The organism is Pseudomonas sp. CDFA 610, from assembly GCF_021147865.1.
In the GTDB taxonomy this organism is placed as follows: domain Bacteria; phylum Pseudomonadota; class Gammaproteobacteria; order Pseudomonadales; family Pseudomonadaceae; genus Aquipseudomonas; species Aquipseudomonas alliivorans.
Genome location: NZ_JAGTPM010000007.1, coordinates 123,326 through 140,177 on the forward strand (window position 1 = coordinate 123,326; position 16,852 = coordinate 140,177).

Here is a 16,852-nt window from a genome sequence, read left to right on the forward strand (position 1 = left end):
CCCGCCTACCCGCTACCAAGGAGCCGCCATGTCCGGGCTTGAACTTTTTGCTGCCGCCATCGGCGTGATCGCGGTCTGGCTGACGGTCAAGCAAAACCCGTGGTGCTGGCCGATCGGCCTGGTCATGGTGGTGATCTACATCTGGATTTTCTACGACGTAAAACTCTATTCGGACATGCTGTTGCAGGCGATCTACGCCGGATTGCAGGTCTACGGCTGGCTGCAATGGACCCGTCACGGCAGCGGTCTGCCGGTGCGTGCGGTCTCGGTGCTGCGCGGCGGTTCGGTTGCAATCGGCCTGGCCATTGGCGTCGTCATCAGTCTGGCGCTGGGGGCCGGCATGGCTCACTTCACTGATGCCGCGCAACCCTGGCTGGACGCGGCGCTTACCGGCTTCAGCTTGGTGGCGCAGGTCTGGATGGCACAAAAGCGCGTGCAGTGCTGGCCACTGTGGATCGTGCTGGACGTCATTTTCGTCGGCCTGTTCATCTACAAGGATCTGTACCTGACTGCAGCGCTCTACGGACTGTTCACGCTGCTGGCCATTCAGGGCTGGCGAGAGTGGCGTAACGACCTGGCGCTGGCCCGATGAAAGTTCTGGTGCTGACCGGCCCGGAGTCCAGCGGCAAGAGCTGGCTCTGCGCGGCGATTCGCAAGCGCTTTGGCGGTGTTCTGGTTGATGAATACGTGCGTCACTTCATCGACGAGCAGGGTCGTGACACGGTCTATGACGATATTGATGCCATCGCTCAGGGTCAGCTCGACCGGGAAGACGCCGCTCGCGCGACAAGGCCTGCACTGTTGATTCTCGACACGCATTTGCTGAGCAACATGCTCTGGAGCCGCACCCTGTTCGCAGATTGTCCGCAGTGGATCGAACAACAGTTGCTCAAAAGGCACTATGACCTGCACCTGCTGCTGTCCCCCGAGGGCGTCGAGTGGATCGGTGACGGACAACGCTGCCAGCCGGAACTGACAGAGCGTCAGGCGTTTTTCAGTGCCAGCCGGCAATGGCTCGATCAGCATGCGCAACGCTTTCAAGTGATAGAAGGCGACTGGCAGCAACGCCATGACCAGGCCATGGCGGCCGTCAGCCGATTGCTCGCGACCTCACCGGATCTGATGCTTGTGCAGCAAACGATAGAAGGTCGGACGCGAAATCCCTAACACCTTGGCTGCCACACTGAGGTTGTCGCTGTGGCGGGTCAACACATCACACAGAGCCTGCCGCTCAGCCCGAGACTTGTAGTCATCCAGCGTTCCCATGCTACTGACAATGTCTTCCTCGCCCAGAAGCCCCAGATCTGCGGCCTCGATCTGCCGACCTTCGGCCAGTACCAGACCACGTCGCACCCGGTTGGCCAGTTCGCGCACGTTGCCCGGCCAGTCATGCTTGCCCATGGCAATCAGCGCATCCTGACTGAAATTGCGGGCGCGCCTGCCGGTTTCATGGCTGTAAAAATGCGCAAAATGATTGGCCAGCATCGCCAGATCGCCATGTCGCTCACGCAGCGGAGCCGTGCCGACCTGCAGGACATTGAGTCGGTAATACAGGTCCTCACGAAAACGCTTCTTGCGAATGGCCGCCTCGAGGTCCACATGGGTGGCGGCCAGCACCCGGACATCCACAGGAGTCGGCTCACTGCTGCCGATGCGTTCAATCTGTCGATCCTGTATGAAGCGCAGCAGATGCGCCTGGACTTCGAGCGGCAGGCCGCCGATTTCATCCAGAAACAGCGTGCCACCGTCTGCAGCTTCAATACGCCCTATCCTGCGCTCCTGAGCGCCGTTGAAGGCGCCCTTCTCATAGCCGAACAGCTCGGCGTGAATCAGGTGTTCGGCGATGGCACCGCAGTTCACGGCCACGAACGGTTTGTTACGCCGTTGAGACTGGGCGTGCAGAGTGCGGGCGACCAGCTCTTTACCCGTACCGCGTTCGCCGCGAATCATAACCGGCGACTCCGTCGGTGCCAGCTTCCCGAGCAATCGACGCAGCTCGCGAATCGGCCTGCTCTCGCCGAGCATCTCGTGTTCGCTGCTGGACGTCTGCGCCGCTCCCTGCGCCCGCAGCCGGGCCATGCCATAGGCACGGCCCAGTGTGACCTGCATACGGGCGACATCGAACGGCAGGGTATGGAAATCGAAAAACCACTCGCAGACGAAATCCCCGATCTTTTCCCGACGCAGGTCATCCGGCGCCAGCACTGCAATCCACTGGGTATTGGTGCGAGTAATGAGCTCCTTGACCATCTCGGGATGCTCGAAATGGTCAGGCATCAGGCGAATCAAACCGACATCACAGCTGAGCGTGAGCGCCGACTCGAGCGTACTGCTGTCCACCGCCCATCCGGCAGCATGCAGAACAGGGATCAATTGATGACAATCATCACAGGGGTCAACAACTAACAGACGTCGCGTTGGGGCCGATTCATGCATAAAGGTTCCTTGGCGCCCGGCGTCGAATTAAGGTTATGAAAAACGCTGTATAAACAGTATGTTGGCGAGCCCGATCCTTACATTAGCAAATATTTGACACCGCCTTGTACCGTTTGCATCTAATGGCAATAACCAAATGTCATTAGTGATGTAACGCCACTTTTACGACCGCGCACGTAACGGAATGAAAAAAATTTCAGAAATGTGTGTGACTCATGCGCCCCTCCCGTTCATCAACACAAGTAACCAGCCGGACGGTAAGCCCGCCGACGTGACTGAATTGATATGGGCACTTTGAGGAATTGACCATGAACGCCCCACTGCGCTTCAACGATGCACTTCTGATCGCTGGACACGCTTTTGAACCCTTCCAGTGTGTTGCCTGGGCACCACAGGACGGGAACGGCGAACTGAGCCTGACCGTAATTGACCGCACCAGCACCCGCATTGGCCGCAAGCAGATTCCGAGCAGCACCTACTCGGACAAACAGCAACTGGCCAGCGCTCTGGAGCAGGCCCGTGCGGAAATCAGTAACGAAGGGTATGACCTCAAGCCCTGGACCATGCCAGCCTGAGTTCCTGTTTGATCGTGCCCATCGCTCGCGTGGGCACGCCCCCCTTGAGGCTCAGCGTCACATACGGCACAGATTCGGGCTCAGTGAGCAGAACGCGTCACCTGAGTCACCGCTGAGCCTCAGGCGGCCGGGCCAAGCTCATCAATATGCCGATAATCCGCCCCCAGGCCGCGCGCCAGCTCCCGCGCTCTTCCCAGCCGAATCGGGCCTTTTTCCATATCGATCAACAGACTTGCGCACTCAAAGGCCAACAGTGCCGGCAGTTGCTTGAGCCTGCCATCGGTCAGCACCAGAACACGCTGTTGTTCGCACGGATAACGCTTGCTGCGTTTCGCCAGCCACAGACGGGCCTGTTCCAACGCTTGCGGCAGCGGCGTTCCGCCTCCGGCCCCCAGCGCATCCAGCCACGGAGTCAGCGCCGACGATGCTTTCAATCCCTGATGCTGCCAGCTTGGCGTATTGCCACTGGCGGTGAGCAAGGCCAGTCGGGTGCGGCTGCGATAGGCGTCGTCAAATACCTGGGACAGTACGCCCTTGGCCTGGCTGAGTGCCTGATGGCGTTTCGTTGACGCAGACGCATCGACAATCACCAGCAAGAGCTCACTGGGGCGACTGCTGCGCGGCTGGCGAACCAGATCGCCAGCCTTTTTCGGACGACCTCTCATCAAGGTCGGCAGCCATTGCACAGGGCCATCCAGGCCTGCTCGCAATGCGCCGGTTCTGCCCGAAGCAAGTCGGCCCGGCCGGGGAACGGCACCCGCCCCCTTTGAGCGATGGGGACGGATGCCTAAGGCTTTTTTGGCCAGCTCGGCACTTCGCGGCGTGCTCCGGTGGGCACTGCCTGAGCCGGTAACTCACCCCAACTGCCCTGCCCGCCTTGGGTGTCCTGTTTTTCGGACACACCGGAAGGTGGCGTTTCCGGTGTTTCCGGCGAGTGTGGTGGTGGAGGCGACTGTTCGCGACGGCGATGACGCAAGGCAAACTCGGCCACAGCATCAATGTCCTGCTCTTCGATCTGCCCCACGCCACGCCACGCCGCATGTGCCCGTGCGGCGCGCAGCCAGACCAGATCGGCACGCATACCGTCCACACCCGCCGCAAAGCAGCGTTCGGTAATCAGCGCCAGCGACGTGTCATCCAGGTCGATGCCAGCCAGCCGCGAACGGGCCTGCTCACAACGCTGTTTCAGTGCGTTCTGCCCGGATTGCCATTGAGCAGCGAAAGCGTGCGGATCGGCATCGAAATCCAGACGCCTGCGGATGATCTGGCTACGCTCGGCAGGCAGCACCTGTCCGCTCAGGGCGACGTTGAGGCCGAAACGATCCAGCAATTGCGGACGCAGTTCACCCTCTTCCGGGTTCATGGTGCCGATCAACACGAAACGGGCCGCATGACGATGGGAGATGCCATCACGCTCCACCAGATTGACTCCGCTGGCAGCGACATCCAGCAACAGGTCGACCAGGTGATCAGCCAGCAGATTGACCTCATCGACATACAGCACGCCGCCGTCGGCCTTGGCCAGCACGCCAGGCGAGAATCGCGCGCGGCTTTCGGACAGCGCAGCATCGAGATCCAGCGTGCCGACCAACCGTTCTTCGGTCGCACCCAATGGCAGAGTCACGAACTGCCCGCTGGCGAGCAGATCAGCCAGTCCGCGTGCCAGGGTCGATTTGGCCATGCCTCGTGGACCTTCGATCAACACGCCACCAATGCGCGGATCGATGGCGGTCAGGCAAAGCGCCAGCTTCAGGTCATCGGCACCCACGACGGCGGCGAGCGGAAAATGCGGCGTTTCGGCAAGGTTTGAATCAGACAGGGTCATCACTTCTCTTCCATATCCAGCAGCAGGTCTTCCAGGGCTTGTTGATAATCGCCCGGCACCTGCCAGAGGCCGCGCTGCTGAGCTTCGAGCATGCGCTCGGTCATGTCACGCAAGGCATCGGGGTTGTGCTGTTCGATGAATTCACGAGTCGACGGGTCGAGCAGATAAGCATCGGCCAGCAGAGCGTATTGGTGATCATCGATCAGTTCGGTCGTCGCATCGAATGCGAACAGGAAGTCCACGGTGGCCGCCATTTCGAACGCGCCTTTGTAGCCGTGGCGTTTGACGCCCTCGATCCACTTGGGATTCGCTGCCCGCGAACGGATCACACGGTTCAACTCTTCCTTCAAGGTGCGGATCTTCGGCAGGTCCGGCTGGCTGTGATCACCATGGTAGCTGGCCGTTTTCTGGCCGCTGAGGGTTTCAGCAGCGGCGAGCATGCCACCTTGAAACTGGTAGTAATCATTGGAATCGAGCAGATCGTGCTCGCGGTTGTCCTGGTTCTGCACCACCGCCTGCACCTGAGAAAGACGCTGAGCGAAACGCTGCCGGGCAGGTGTGCCTTCATCTGAACCGCCATAGGCATAACCGCCCCAATTCAGATAAACCTCGGCCAGGTCCTGGCGGCTTTGCCACAAGCGGCCATCGATAGCGCCCTGAACGCCTGCGCCATAGGCGCCTGGCTTGGCACCGAAGATGCGCCAGCTGGCCTGACGCGCGGCTTCGTCCTCGCTCAGACCTTCAGCGATAAAATTTGCCCGTTCTTCGCGCACACGGGCAGCAATCGGGTTCAGGTCATCCGGTTCGTCCAGAGCCGCAACAGCCTGCACGGCCGCGTCGAACAGACGAATCAGGTTGGCAAAGGCATCGCGAAAGAAGCCGGAAACCCGCAAGGTCACGTCCACTCGCGGGCGGTCCAGCAGGCTGACCGGCAGAATCTCGAAGTCATCGACGCGCTGACTGCCCGTCGCCCAGACAGGACGCACACCCATCAGCGCCATGGCCTGCGCAATGTCGTCGCCACCGGTGCGCATGGTCGCCGTGCCCCAGACCGAGAGACCCAGTTGCCGCAAATGATCGCCGTGATCCTGAAGATGGCGCTCCAGCAGCAGGTTTGCCGACTGGAAACCGATCCGCCACGCCGTAGTCGTCGGCAGGTTGCGCACGTCCACGCTGAAGAAATTGCGCCCGGTGGGCAATACATCCAGCCGCCCGCGACTCGGCGCGCCGCTGGGCCCGGCAGGCACAAAGCGACCGCTCAGCGCATCCAGCATGCCCTGCATTTCTCCAGGACCACAGGCGTCCAGACGTGGCGCGACCACTTCTCGCAGGCTGTCGAGGATCAGTGCCAGATCGGCATGCTCCGGCAAATCCGTCACGTCCCGACCTTGCGTAATGCGTTCGATCAAGACGGCGGCGTAGAGCTCAAGACGCTCACGCGCATCGCCAGCCGTGCGCCACGGGTCGGCACTCAGCGCCAGCAGTTCGGTTGGTCGCGGCCCCTGCCAAGGCTCGGCAAGCTCGCAATCCAGCGGATCGAAGCCCAGATCGAATGCCTTGCTCAACGCCCGCAACAGGCTCGACTGGGCTCCGCGGCCGTCGCCACGGGGAATTCGCAACAGGGCCAGCAGCGTGTCGGTGCGCAAGCGACCTTCAGGTGACTGACCAAAGATATGCAGACCATCGCGGATCTGCGATTCCTTCAAATCACACAGATAGGTGTCCAGACGCGGCAGCCAGACTGCAACGTCTGCATCGCAGTCGGTCGATTCATCCAGCGCCAGTTCCCGGTCGATCTGCGTTTCGCGGACCAGCTTGAGGATATCGCGTTGCAGTTCGCGGGCGCGGCGCGGGTCGAGCAACTGTGCTTCGTAATATTCGTCGGCCAGCAATTCCAGATTGCGCAACGGACCGTAGGTTTCGGCGCGGGTCAGGGGCGGCATCAGATGGTCGATGATCACGGCCTGCGTACGACGCTTGGCCTGCGCACCCTCGCCCGGATCGTTGACGATGAACGGATAGATGTTCGGCATCGGACCCAGCACAGCATCCGGCCAGCAGTTTTCCGACAGACCTACACCCTTGCCGGGCAGCCACTCCAGGTTGCCGTGTTTGCCGACATGCACCATCGCGTGCGCACCGTAGGCCTTGCGCAGCCAGAAGTAGAAAGCGAGATAGCCATGCGGCGGCACCAGATCCGGGTCGTGATAGACCGCGCTCTGATCGACCTGGTAGCCCCGTGCGGGCTGAATGCCGACAAAGGTCAGGCCGAAGCGCAGGCCTGCGATCATCATCCGCCCGCTACGGAACATCGGATCGGCGTCCGGCGCCCCCCAGCGGGCGTTCACCGCATCACGATTGGCCTGCGGCAGCGCGTTGAACGCGTCCAGATATTCATCCAGCGCCATGCTCTGCTGACACGGGCGCTGATCAATGCTGTCCAGATCGTTGGTCACGCCGCCAAGCAATTGCTGAATCAGCTCGGTGCCGCTGTCAGGCAGCTCGGACACCGGATAACCCTCAGCCTGCATGGCGCGCAGGATATTCAGTGCGGCAGCCGGCGTGTCCAGCCCGACGCCGTTGCCGATACGACCGTCGCGAGTGGGATAGTTGGCCAGAATCAGCGCGACACGCTTGTCGCCATTGCGCAGCCGCGCCAGAAGAATCCAGCGCCGCGCCAGTTGCGCGACGAAATCCATACGCTCGGGATGAGCCCGATAGCAGACCACATCGGACTGACTGCGCTCACTGCGCCACGCCAGGTCCTTGAAGCTGATGGGACGGCTGATGATGCGCCCGTCCAGTTCCGGCAGCGCGATGTGCATCGCCAGATCGCGCGCGCCCAGGCCCTGCTCGCTGGCCTGCCATGCAGGCTCGTTGTCCTGCGCACAGATGGCCTGAATGACCGGCACGTCGCGTCGGAACGGTCGCAGGTGCGGTGCTTCCGGACTCGACTGGGCAAAGCCGGTGGTGTTGAGGATCAGCTCAACTCCGGCCTCATCCAGCCAGTCTTCTACCTGCGTGAAGCAGCCAGCCTCCTTGAGGCTGGCGACGGCGATCGGCAAAGGGTTGAGGCCCTGTGCCTGCAGTCGCGCGCAGAATTCGTCGATGAAGCCGGTGTTGGCGGCCTGCAAGTGCGAACGATAAAACAGCAACGCAGCCACAGGCTGGTCACTGAGCCAGTCGGCCTGCCAGTCGGCCAGTCCGGCAGTTGCCCGCTTCGGATGATAAACAGCGGTACGTGGCAGCGGCTGAGGCTCGGCCCAGGCGTAATCGTGACCGAGCCAGGTGCTGGCGATGCAGCTATAAAGGTCCAGCGCATTTTGTAGACCGCCCTGACGCAGGAACTGCCACAGCCGGTTGCAGTCGGTTGCAGCAACGGTGCTCAGGTCGATCAGTTCCGGATCGTGCCGGTCACACCCCGGCACCATAATCACCGTGACGCCTTGCGCAGCCAGCTCCATCAGCCGCTCGACGCCGTAACGCCAGTAACCAATGCCGCCGTGCAGAGAAAGCACAATCACTTTGGCGTGACGCAGTACCTCATCGACATACAGATCGACCGAGGCGTGATTCTGTATCTGCATCGGGTTGGCCAGACGCAGGCTGGGGTAATCTTCAGGCATCTGCCGGGCCGCTTCGGCCAGCAGCGCCAGGCTCGAATCGCCGCTGCAGAGAATCACCAGATCGGCCGGGGTCTGCCCAAGATCAGCGATGCTGTCGTCGGGTACGAAACCGCCGGGCTGGGTTCTCAGCAGGTGCATGGGTCAGTCCTTGCTCATCTCACGAAGTTTTGCTTCCAGCCCTTTATAGACCTCTTCCTCCAGCAAGCTGTTGAGCTGGGCTTCAAGCGCAGTGGCATCCAGTTCCTGGCCAATCAACACCAGATTAGTGATGCGTTCTTCGTCCGCACGCCATGCACGGTCAAAGTGCTTATCAAAACGTGTGCCCACGCCCTGGATCAGCAGGCGCATCGGCTTGCCGGGAATCGCGGCAAAACCTTTGACGCGCAGAATGCCGTGCTGCACGACCAGTTGGTTCAATGCATTGAGCAGTAAAGCCTCTTCGGCCTGAGGCAGTTTGATGGAGATCGAGTCAAACGCGTCGTGGTCGTGATCATCGTCTTCACCGTCATGATGATCATGATGGGTCTTGCGACCGTCGATGTGGACTTCCGATTCGGCACCGACGCCCAGCAACACGCTGATCGGCAGACGACCACTGCTGGCCTCGATCACCTTGACGGCGGGCGGCAGTTCCTCAGAGACTTCTGCGCGAACCGCAGCCAACCCTTCAGCGTCGATCATGTCGGCCTTGTTGAGGATGACCAGGTCAGCGCTGGCCAATTGGTCGGCAAACAGCTCGTGCAGGGGCGACTCATGATCCAGATTCGGGTCCAGCTTGCGCTGGGCATCGACCTGGTCCGGGAAGGCCGCAAACGTACCGGCCAATACCGCCGGACTGTCGACCACGGTGATGACCGCATCGACGGTGCAGGCGTTACGGATTTCCGGCCATTGGAAAGCCTGAACCAAAGGCTTTGGCAGCGCCAGGCCGCTGGTCTCGATCAGGATGTGATCCAGATCGCCGCGACGAGCCACCAGTTCGCGCATCACCGGGAAGAACTCTTCCTGAACCGTGCAGCACAGGCAGCCGTTGGCCAGCTCATAGACACGCCCGTTGGCTTCTTCTTCGGTACAGCCGATGGTGCACTGCTTGAGGATTTCGCCGTCGATACCCAACTCGCCGAACTCGTTGACGATCACCGCGATGCGACGCCCTTCGGCGTTATCGAGCATGTGACGCAACAGGGTAGTTTTACCCGAGCCCAGAAAGCCGGTGACGATGGTGACGGGAAGCTTGGCCAGTGTTTTCATCAGATGCCCTTGTGGCAATGCGGCGGGCAAACAGGACGAGAACCGCGTGCGACACACACGGATCAAATCGCCACCGGATCACCCCGCCCGGTTGTAGTGAGAATTCGCGGGCCTTGGCCCGGGTCGAGGCAGGTCTCCTGGCTTACGGCAGCGCATTGCAGGCTTTCGAGCCTTGCGATACGCATTCATCGCGCCTTCCCGCCGGGGCAGTGGCTGTGCGACGAACATGACCGATTACAGTTGCGGGGGCAGCTGCGGCATCGACCGCATTCCCGTCTTAGCTGCGCTTGAGCACTGGGCTGCAAGCGAAGAACCTCGAACCGGCAAGGCTACGCAGTGACCGCTGGCAGGTCAATCGCTGAGATTGACGATCCCCCGCCACGCGTGGTCTCCTGTGCGCCTTGTTACGGGTGCCCCTCACGGGGTGAAACGGGAAACCGGTGCGCTCAGATCGTTGAGCAAGTCCGGTGCTGCCCCCGCAACGGTAAGCGAGAGGAAGTCAGATCCACTGTGCTCCGGCATGGGAAGGTGACTTCGAAGGAGAGACAGTGCTGTCTCGTCCCCTCGCGAGCCCGGAGACCGGCCCGCTACGTTTGCAAATGACACACCCGCGGTGGGCGGGCGCCATTGAAGCCTCTGACGTTCGTCAGCGGGTATCTGTGCGCATGGCCCGCTTTTGCCCAACGACTCAGAGGGAACGCCATGACGACCATCAGCAGCAGCCATCCGGCCACAGCCAGCTCCACCCGCACGCAACGTCTCACCGCAGCCATCAGCGCCGCCCTGCTGGGCGCGTGCCTTGTGTACTTTGCCGGTTTCTCGCACATTGCCGCCGTGCACAACGCGGCACACGATACCCGTCACAGCGCCGCCTTCCCTTGTCATTGAGGACACCACAATGTTCAAGCGAATCGCTTACACCGCAGGTTTCACCGGCCTGCTCGCCGCGCTGTTGCTGACGCTGTTGCAAAGCTTCTGGGTCGTCCCGTTGATCCAGCAGGCCGAAACCTACGAAAACGCCCCTGCCGAACACGTGCATGAACATGCCAGCGGCGTCGCGGCCGAGCACCCTCATGAACATGACGAAGCCGCCTGGGAGCCGGAAGACGGGTGGCAGCGCGTGCTGTCCACCACCGGAGGCAATCTGGTGGTTGCAGCAGGATTCGCGTTGATGCTCGCTGGGCTTTATACCTTGCGCGCACCGGGCAGCCCGCTTCAGGGTGCCGGCTGGGGACTGGCCGGTTTCGCCGTGTTCGTGCTGGCCCCGACGCTGGGCCTGCCGCCGGAGCTGCCGGGCACTGCAGCCGCCGAGCTCGGTCAGCGTCAGCTCTGGTGGGTCGGCACCGCAGCCTCCACCGCTGCTGGTCTCGCGCTGCTGATCTTCGGTCAGAATCTGCTGCTCAAAGTGCTGGGCATCGCCATTCTGGTTGCACCGCATGTGATCGGCGCGCCACAGCCGCTGGTTCACGAGCGCCTTGCACCCGAGACGCTGGAATCGCAATTCATCGTGGCCTCGCTGCTGACCAATGCCGTGTTCTGGGTGGCATTGGGCATGATCAGCGCCTGGCTGTTCCGTCGCAACAACGTCGATCTGCAACATGCCGAACCACACCCGGCCTGAGCAGACGATCACCCTGCCCGCGTCTGTCATCGTCGCGGGCCTGGGGTGTCGGCGCGGTTGCTCTGTCCTGCAGTTGCATGCACTGCTGGAGCAGCACCTGAAGGCGCATGGACTGGGCATGGCCGATGTCACGGCGCTGGCCTCCATCGACCTGAAAAGCGAAGAGCCCGGCCTGCTGGAATTGGCGCAGCAACTGGCCGTTCCTTTGGTGCTCTTCAATGCGGCGCAGTTGGTGTACTGGGATCTGCACCTCACGCATCGCTCGGCGAATGTCCTGCAACACACCGGATGCCACGGCGTCGCCGAAGGTTCGGCGCTGGCGCTTGCGGCGCAACTGGGTGATGGCACCGCCGGGCTGGTGATCGAACGCCAGAAAAACACCCACGCTACATTTGCCTTGGCAACCAGCCCTGCTACAGGCGGATAATCGCGGCATTGACTCAATTCAGGAGATTTCCTTGACCGTTTTTTTCATCGGCGCAGGCCCCGGCGACCCGGAGCTGATCACCGTCAAGGGCCAGCGCCTGATCCGCAGTTGCCCGGTCATCCTATACGCAGGCTCACTGGTGCCCGTCGCAGTGCTGGAGGGCAATCGGGCCGTTCAGGTGGTCAACAGCGCCGAGCTGCACTTGGAACAGATCATCGACCTGATCAAGACCGCTCATGCCCAGGGTCAGGACGTTGCACGCGTGCACTCGGGTGATCCGAGCCTGTATGGCGCCATCGGCGAACAGATCCGGCATTTGCGCGAACTGGGCATTCCCTTTGAAATCATCCCCGGCGTTACTGCAACGGCCGCCTGTGCGGCGTTGCTCGGCACAGAACTCACCCTGCCCGACATCTCGCAGAGCGTGATCCTGACCCGTTACGCCGACAAGACTTCAATGCCGCCCGGCGAAGAACTGGCCAGCCTTGCGCAGCATCGGGCCACCATGGCGATTCATCTGGGCGTCAACAATCTGCACCGGATCATCGAAGACCTCGTACCGCATTACGGCGAGGACTGCCCGATTGCCGTGGTGCATCGCGCCAGTTGGCCGGATCAGGACTGGGTGCAAGGCACCCTGGCAGACATAGAAGAAAAGGTGCAGGCCAAAGGTTTCCGGCGCACTGCGTTGATACTGGTAGGACGTGTACTGGCAAACGATACGTTCAGCGAGTCATCGCTGTATCGGGCAGGCCATGCGCACCTGTTCAGACCTTAGCGACAGGGCTTGGCAGACAGCGGGTGCCAGCAACGGCGTGGACATAGTCCGGCGTGGCACCGGCGTTACTGAAACGACGCAGATTATCCGGCGCAAGCTGACGTGATTGAACCGGCTGTGTACGGACCTTTTCACTCATCTGCGAATCAGGCGTGATGTCGCTTCCAAAGTGGGGAAACGGCTCTTGTGCCGCCCAACCTCCGGCAGCCAGCAACAGCAACACGAACACACCCGCGATGGGTTCCTTGGTCCCGCGCATGGATCCGCACATAGGTCTTTCCTCCAGCCGACTGATAACGGCCCGTTACACCAATGACTGACCGAGCATAAGTGCTCGAATGTCGCGAACATGTGAACGCATGGTGTGAGTCAATGCGTAAATGTACACATGAGTTTATTTTCGAACAACATCGCATCAGGGCCTATTCAAAAGGTTCCTCGCCTTCCAGCTTGGTGCGATGCATCAGGCGCCCCCATTCCGGGTCATACGCCTCGGCACGATGCATGGTGCCCGTGTTGTCCCAGACCACCAGATCACCCACCTGCCATTCGTGGCTGTAGCTGAACGATTCGCCCGTCGCCCACTCACGCAACTCGACCAGAATCCGTGCGCTCTCGGCCCGGCTGACACCTGCTACCTGCTGCGCCGTGCAGCCCAGAATCAGCGATTTACGGCCCGAGCGATGCTTCCACACCAGCGGCAGTTCTTTCTCACCGATGGCCTGCATGAGCTTGAGCGTCGTCAGACTCGGCTCTGGATTGTAGTAAAACAGCGATGACCAGGGCGCGTGCACGACACGCATGCCGGCGTAGCGCAGCTTGTCCGCCGCAGACAGTGCCTCATAGGCCGCATACGTATTGCAAAACCCGGTGTTGCCGCCCCAGCTTGCCTTCACCTTGCAGGCCAGAAGCGAAGCCAGGATGGGCACATCGCTGCTGGTGCCGTCGATGTGCCAATACAGCGACCCCTTCAGAAACTCGGCACCCGCCGGGTTCACCCTGGCGTCCAGCGTGATTTTGGTGACATTCTGACCGTCGCTGGCTTCTGCCGAAAACGTGCCCAGCGTTCGGGTGAACGCAATCTGCTCAGCATCGCTGAAACCGATTCGCGGAAAAACCAGCACGCCCCGCTGCTCCAGCAAAGCGCGGATCCCGTCCGCAAGCTCGCCGCTCAACAGTTCGTGTTTGGTGTTGAGAATCCGGGTGCCAATGACAGGTTTGATCGGCTCGTGAAGCAGACACGTTTTCGAAGTGGCTAACATGATGCGACCCTCTTCATAAGTGAACCTTACGGTACGCTTTTGATGAGCAGTGCGCAACAGGCAGGATTTATAAGTTTTCCACGCGATACAGCGGGGTTCAGCGTCTGCTCAGGTAATCGGCCAATGTCTCTTGAAGAACAAAGCCGAGCGCAAGCCAGCCCATCAGAGCAATCATGTCCATTGCACGGGACTTGCCCCACATCGGCGTACGCTCCCGGAGTCGGAAATACCAGGGACCGGTGCAGGACACCAGGCCGTACCCGAGCAGCATGAACAGCGCTGTGAATAGCCACTTGTTCGCAGCCTCTGCACGGACGCCAGCCCAGACATCCATCAACGGCTTGAAGGCCACAAAATACAGACCGCCCAGAGCGACCGCGACCATCCCCAGTCCAATCGGCCACAGCGAGAAACCGGAATACTGCATCGCCCGTTGCAGGTTCGGGCTTTCACTTTCCAATAACTCGACGAGCCTTGGCCATCCGGCACGTCTGGCGAGCATCAAGGCACTTTCACCCTGGCTGTTGAGCGCGGCAGCATCTGCGCCCATGTAAAGCAGCGTGATGACAAAGTTGCAGTTTCCGGCGAGCGCCTCGCGATGCAACAACTGCCATCCGCCATCGTCGTAGTCAGAAATCAAAGAAGGATCGTCGCGAAGGCCCTGCTCTACTGTGCTCTGAACGTTCAACGCCATCGGATGCTCGGTGCGCTCCAGCTTGTCCAGAGCCTTACCGTCTGCACGGCCATTCAGCAGGCGGGTGAACAGCACCGGTGCCTTGCCATTGGCCGGAGGAACCAGAGCCACCCGCCCTGCCTCGCCAAAATCCAGCCCCCACGCCTGATCATGCGCGGCCCTTTCTTCGGTTGACATGCCGGCTCTCAGCGCGTCGATCGTGAAGCCTCCATAGACCCGACCGCCACACACGTACATCCAGTCGTTCACGTGCGCCAGCGGCACCGACACCGGATCGCCCGCACTCAGTTGGCTGACCCAGCGAGGCTCATTCATCAACACACCGGTAAGTGTGTGGCCGTCGAACCCAATATCGGTCACCCACATGTTCTCGACCGAAGGGCCGTCCGGATCAGTCGAATCGGTCGCAAACGAGACCTTGACCGCCGCCATGTCCAGCGCCTTGACGATGCGCCGCTGCTCCCACGACAGCTCTCTCCAGAAGAACTTGAACGTGCGATGCGCACTGGCTACAGCAGCCTTGAAGTCGGCGCTCTCGCCTTCGACGCCATAAATAATCTGTTCCGTCATACGAAGGGTCATTCCTTTAAGCGGCTAATAGGTGTGGAAAAACTCAAACTCGTCTCAGACGCAACTCGCAGCATCCGCGTTCCGTGACCCCGAGACTATTTTCTTCAAGACCCACTTTCCAGCAGGCACACCCATCAATTCTCGCGGTCATAACCCACTCAACATCGCTGCGAGGCCCTCATGAAAATCGGCATTATTTCCGACACCCACGGTTTGCTGCGTCCAGAAGCCGTGGAAGCCCTGCAAGGCTGCGAGCAGATCATCCACGCCGGAGACATTGGCAGCGCAGAGATCGTCGAGCAGCTCAAGGCCATCGCCCCGCTGCACATCGTGCGTGGCAACAACGACGTTGATTCGCCTTGGGCGAACGACATCGCTGACCATCTGCTTTTCGAACTGGGTGTCTGGCAGGTATTACTGGTACACGACATCGCCGATGTGCCCGTCCTGCTTGATGAGCACACACGGCTGGTGGTCACCGGGCACTCGCACAAGCCGCTTATTGAATGGCGCGGGGAGCAGCTCTACATCAACCCCGGCAGTGCGGGACGGCGTCGTTTCAAATTGCCGGTGACGCTGGTTTTGCTTGATGTGCAGGCGTCTTCGCTGGAACCACGCCTGGTGCAACTGCTTGAGTAACGTGGTGCGACTACATGAGTCGGCGCTACACATCAAGCGCCATCAACCATTGCGTGAAAGATCCCCTAGGTTTTGTACGAAAAGTCGGCGAGCGAAGGTCAGGCAAGGCAAAAACAGGCGAGGAAGCGGAGTCTACGTGTTGTAAATGAGCATTCCGAGCCTGTTTTTAACGCAGCATCACCGAGCGCAGCCACTTTTCGTACAGAGCCTAGGGTTGATGAAGTACGATCTACGAATTGACACGGGTCGTTGCGGGTCGTTAATCGCTGACCATAGCCTGACCCCATCGCCAAAACCGCCGCTTCGACGCGCGCGTATAAGCGTTAAGCATCTGGCGAGCGCTTACTTTTCTGTCTCGAATATCAGTCATCAGCGCCACACGTAATTCCGACCAACATGCGGGCGGAAGACCTTCGGGTTTCCGTAGCGATGAAGCGCCGCGTACCGGGCAGGATTGAAGGTCACCGGCATCAACCAGTGCTTTCCTTCCTGCGATCATTTCGTAAAGCACTCGTGCAACGGCGTAAACATCGGCTTGCATTGTGAGTGGGCCGCCATCACGCACCTCGGGTGCAACATAACGCGGCGTCCAGGGCTGCAAGGAGTGTCGATTCATCTGCGGCAGTCCGCTGAGAACCCTATCGACGGGCTGCCCGAGACCAAAGTCGAAAAGTCGCAGGCCTTGCTCAGTGAGCATGACATTTTCCGGTTTCACGTCCCCATGCAGTACGCCTTTCTCGTGAGCATGTGCCACGGCATCCAGGAGCGCTATCGCCATTCCTCTTGCCTGCTCCCAAGGCAATCCTGCGGTGTGCGTCTTGAGCAGTCGATCAAGGCGCACACCGCGCATGAATTCAAGCGTCATAAAAGCTCGATGCCGATCGGCGTCCACGCCAAACGCAAAAGGACGGACCACATGCGGATGATGAAGGTGCCGTGTCAGGGCAAACTCGCTGTAAAGCAGTGCATCGGCGTCCTTCGCCGTCGCCAGATCATCGTTGAGCACCTTGATCGCGATGCAGGGATCAGGCTCGCCCATCAACTCGTGCAGCAGGTCGCGGCCCTGATAGACGACTCCCATGCCGCCGGCGCCAAGCAAACGCTCGACTTTATAGCGGCCTGAGAGCACATCGGGAAACCTGTCTTGC

17 protein-coding genes and 2 riboswitches are annotated in these 16,852 nt (G+C 60.7%); of the genes, 8 read left to right on the forward strand and 9 right to left on the reverse strand.

The annotated features are described in order from the left end of the window. Positions 1-28 precede the first annotated feature (28 nt). Together pnuC and KDX39_RS14460 are read left to right on the forward strand one after the other, a co-directional pair. Complete coding sequence (gene pnuC / locus KDX39_RS14455; protein ID WP_231660834.1) at positions 29-592, forward strand: nicotinamide riboside transporter PnuC; 564 nt, start codon at positions 29-31, stop codon at positions 590-592. After that, the gene (locus KDX39_RS14460; protein WP_231660835.1) at positions 589-1,167 is read left to right on the forward strand and encodes an AAA family ATPase; all 579 of its coding nucleotides are present in this window, start codon (positions 589-591) and stop codon (positions 1,165-1,167) included. The genes pnuC and KDX39_RS14460 overlap by 4 nt, the downstream gene beginning before the upstream one ends. Here KDX39_RS14460 and KDX39_RS14465 read toward each other — a convergent pair. After that, complete coding sequence (locus tag KDX39_RS14465; RefSeq protein ID WP_231660836.1) at positions 1,111-2,436, reverse strand: sigma-54 dependent transcriptional regulator; 1,326 nt, start codon at positions 2,434-2,436, stop codon at positions 1,111-1,113. The two genes, KDX39_RS14460 and KDX39_RS14465, sit on opposite strands and share 57 nt — an antisense overlap. Positions 2,437-2,744: 308 nt before the next feature. Here KDX39_RS14465 and KDX39_RS14470 point away from each other — a divergent pair, with 308 nt between their 5' ends. Then, on the forward strand, positions 2,745-3,011 hold the full coding sequence (locus tag KDX39_RS14470) for a hypothetical protein (protein ID WP_004879734.1): 267 nt from the start codon (positions 2,745-2,747) through the stop codon (positions 3,009-3,011). 119 nt (positions 3,012-3,130) lie between these two features. On the opposite strand, the gene KDX39_RS14475 is transcribed toward KDX39_RS14470, so the two are convergent. The 4 genes from KDX39_RS14475 to cobW all read right to left on the reverse strand — a co-directional run bounded on the left by KDX39_RS14475 (position 3,131) and on the right by cobW (position 9,713). Then, positions 3,131-3,721 carry a vWA domain-containing protein gene (locus tag KDX39_RS14475; protein WP_231660837.1) on the reverse strand — a complete coding sequence of 197 codons (591 nt, stop codon included), beginning with the start codon at positions 3,719-3,721 and terminating at the stop codon, positions 3,131-3,133. A gap of 77 nt (positions 3,722-3,798) precedes the next feature. Next, positions 3,799-4,836 (reverse strand): ATP-binding protein, encoded by a 1,038-nt coding sequence (locus KDX39_RS14480; RefSeq protein WP_231660838.1) that lies wholly within the window; start codon positions 4,834-4,836, stop codon positions 3,799-3,801. Continuing rightward, the gene (cobN, locus tag KDX39_RS14485) at positions 4,836-8,600 is read right to left on the reverse strand and encodes a cobaltochelatase subunit CobN (RefSeq protein WP_231660839.1); all 3,765 of its coding nucleotides are present in this window, start codon (positions 8,598-8,600) and stop codon (positions 4,836-4,838) included. Before cobN ends, KDX39_RS14480 begins: the two co-directional genes overlap by 1 nt. A 3-nt stretch (positions 8,601-8,603) precedes the next feature. Continuing rightward, complete coding sequence (cobW, locus tag KDX39_RS14490; protein WP_231660840.1) at positions 8,604-9,713, reverse strand: cobalamin biosynthesis protein CobW; 1,110 nt, start codon at positions 9,711-9,713, stop codon at positions 8,604-8,606. 110 nt (positions 9,714-9,823) lie between these two features. Next, positions 9,824-10,046, reverse strand: a riboswitch (cobalamin riboswitch). 58 nt (positions 10,047-10,104) lie between these two features. Further along, a riboswitch (cobalamin riboswitch) is annotated at positions 10,105-10,315 on the forward strand. Positions 10,316-10,415: 100 nt separating this feature from the next. On the opposite strand from cobW, the gene KDX39_RS14495 reads away from it, so the two are divergent. The 4 genes from KDX39_RS14495 to cobM are packed head-to-tail and all read left to right on the forward strand — an operon-like array spanning position 10,416 to position 12,539. Next, complete coding sequence (locus KDX39_RS14495) at positions 10,416-10,601, forward strand: CbtB domain-containing protein (protein ID WP_099227811.1); 186 nt, start codon at positions 10,416-10,418, stop codon at positions 10,599-10,601. Between the two features lie 10 nt (positions 10,602-10,611). Next, a complete protein-coding gene (locus KDX39_RS14500) occupies positions 10,612-11,334 on the forward strand; it encodes a CbtA family protein (RefSeq protein ID WP_231660841.1) in 723 nt (240 codons plus the stop codon). Continuing rightward, positions 11,312-11,761, forward strand: a complete 450-nt coding sequence (locus KDX39_RS14505; protein WP_231660842.1) for a cobalamin biosynthesis protein — start codon at positions 11,312-11,314, stop codon at positions 11,759-11,761. The genes KDX39_RS14500 and KDX39_RS14505 overlap by 23 nt, the downstream gene beginning before the upstream one ends. Positions 11,762-11,792: 31 nt before the next feature. Beyond that, positions 11,793-12,539: a precorrin-4 C(11)-methyltransferase gene (cobM, locus tag KDX39_RS14510; protein WP_231660843.1), complete on the forward strand. Its 747-nt coding sequence runs from the start codon at positions 11,793-11,795 to the stop codon at positions 12,537-12,539. Here cobM and KDX39_RS14515 read toward each other — a convergent pair. The 3 genes from KDX39_RS14515 to KDX39_RS14525 all read right to left on the reverse strand — a co-directional run bounded on the left by KDX39_RS14515 (position 12,529) and on the right by KDX39_RS14525 (position 15,065). Then, the gene (locus KDX39_RS14515; RefSeq protein ID WP_231660844.1) at positions 12,529-12,798 is read right to left on the reverse strand and encodes a hypothetical protein; all 270 of its coding nucleotides are present in this window, start codon (positions 12,796-12,798) and stop codon (positions 12,529-12,531) included. The genes cobM and KDX39_RS14515 overlap by 11 nt on opposite strands. Positions 12,799-12,961: 163 nt before the next feature. Beyond that, complete coding sequence (locus KDX39_RS14520; protein ID WP_231660845.1) at positions 12,962-13,801, reverse strand: TauD/TfdA dioxygenase family protein; 840 nt, start codon at positions 13,799-13,801, stop codon at positions 12,962-12,964. A 97-nt stretch (positions 13,802-13,898) separates the two neighbouring features. Further along, complete coding sequence (locus KDX39_RS14525; RefSeq protein WP_231660846.1) at positions 13,899-15,065, reverse strand: DUF2314 domain-containing protein; 1,167 nt, start codon at positions 15,063-15,065, stop codon at positions 13,899-13,901. A gap of 180 nt (positions 15,066-15,245) precedes the next feature. Between KDX39_RS14525 and KDX39_RS14530 the strand changes: the two genes are divergently transcribed. Further along, complete coding sequence (locus KDX39_RS14530) at positions 15,246-15,704, forward strand: metallophosphoesterase family protein (protein WP_231660847.1); 459 nt, start codon at positions 15,246-15,248, stop codon at positions 15,702-15,704. 259 nt (positions 15,705-15,963) lie between these two features. Here KDX39_RS14530 and KDX39_RS14535 read toward each other — a convergent pair whose 3' ends face one another. Next, positions 15,964-16,833 (reverse strand): serine/threonine-protein kinase, encoded by an 870-nt coding sequence (locus KDX39_RS14535; protein ID WP_231660848.1) that lies wholly within the window; start codon positions 16,831-16,833, stop codon positions 15,964-15,966. Between the last annotated feature and the right edge of the window lie 19 nt (positions 16,834-16,852).